General features: G+C 44.7%; 1 protein-coding gene. It reads left to right on the plus strand.

The window, feature by feature from the left end; all coding sequences use genetic code 11:
- Positions 1-137 precede the first annotated feature (137 nt).
- The gene (locus tag ACTQ53_RS17410) at positions 138-1427 is read left to right on the plus strand and encodes an IS1380 family transposase (RefSeq protein WP_441934562.1); all 1290 of its coding nucleotides are present in this window, start codon (positions 138-140) and stop codon (positions 1425-1427) included.
- Positions 1428-1596 lie beyond the last annotated feature (169 nt).

The following is a 1596-nucleotide window of genomic DNA, read 5'->3' on the forward strand; positions in this document are numbered from 1 at the left end:
CCTTAATTCCGCAACACTTTGATTTAACTTTATTTATAAGTTCCTGAGCAACAAAAAGTTGCTCAGGATTTTGCCATGTCAGATTTTTCACTTATCTTAGTGTTGCAAATCAAAACAAGCGTAAATCGTAACAAGACATGGCAAAGGTACAAATAAAATCTGAAAAACTCACACCTTTTGGAGGAATTTTTTCAATCATGGAGCAATTTGACTCCATGCTTTCACCTATTATCGACCAGACACTTGGTCAGAGATGCCGCAGTATCATCGGATACCAGTACAGCGAAATTATTCGTTCTCTGATGAGCGTATACTTCTGTGGCGGTTCATGCGTGGAGGATGTAACATCGCATCTGATGCGTCATCTCTCGTATCATCCGACCTTGCGCACATGCAGCTCTGATACCATCCTCAGAGCCATCAAGGAACTGACACAGGAAAACATCTCATATACTTCCGATAAGGGCAAGACCTATGATTTCAATACGGCAGACAAGCTCAACGCCTTGCTTATAAAAGCCTTGGTTTCCACTGGTGAACTGAATGAGGTGGAAACCTACGATGTTGATTTCGACCATCAGTTCCTTGAAACAGAGAAGTATGATGCAAAACCGACATACAAGAAGTTCCTCGGCTACAGACCTGGCGTATATGTCATCGGTGACATGATTGTCTATGTCGAGAACAGCGATGGCAACACAAATGTGCGCTTTTATCAGGCTGAGACCCACAAGAGATTCTTTGCCCTACTGGAAGCCAACAGCATCCGTGTGAATCGCTTCAGAGCCGACTGTGGTTCGTGCTCGAAGGAAATTGTCAGTGAGATAGAGAAGCATTGCACGCACTTCTACATCCGCGCCAACAGATGCAGTTCGCTCTACGATGACTTGTTTTCACTGAGGGGATGGAAGACGGAGGAAATCAACGGCATCCAGTTTGAACTCAATTCCATTCTCGTTGAGAAATGGGAAGGCAAGTGCTATCGTCTTGTCATCCAGAGACAAAGACGCAACAGTGGCGACCTTGACCTGTGGGAAGGCGAATACACTTACCGTTGTATTCTGACCAACGATTACAAGTCATCGACAAGGGACATTGTTGAATTCTACAATCTGCGTGGCGGCAAGGAACGTATCTTTGACGACATGAACAACGGATTCGGTTGGAGCAGGCTCCCCAAGTCGTTCATGGCGGAGAATACTGTCTTTCTTCTGCTTACTGCATTGATACACAATTTCTACAAGACCATCATGAGCAGGCTTGACACCAAGGCTTTTGGGCTCAAGAAAACGAGTCGCATAAAGGCTTTTGTCTTCAGATTCATCTCCGTACCTGCCAAGTGGATCATGACAGCAAGGCAATACGTGCTGAATATCTACACAGAGAACCGCGCTTATGCAAAACCCTTCAAAACTGGATTCGGATAAAATCCGTTCCTTATGGTTTTAATCTGCGTATTACCTCAAGTCGCATTGTGGGGGAAGGGGAAGGTGTGCAAAAATCGGACAAAATTCACGCTCATACTATCATGATGCATAGTGTTCAAGCTCTTTACTGCAATTGAGATTGCCATTGAGATTGCTTGCGGATTTGAGG

Origin of the sequence: Prevotella sp. Sow4_E9_plate (genome assembly GCF_052116205.1) — a bacterium.
In the GTDB taxonomy this organism is placed as follows: Bacteria; Bacteroidota; Bacteroidia; order Bacteroidales; family Bacteroidaceae; genus Prevotella.

Excerpts from the sequence above, each read along its gene's own strand:
- ACTQ53_RS17410 (WP_441934562.1), top strand. The coding sequence starts at position 138 with ATGGCAAAGGTACAAATAAAATCTGAAAAACTCACACCTTTTGGAGGA.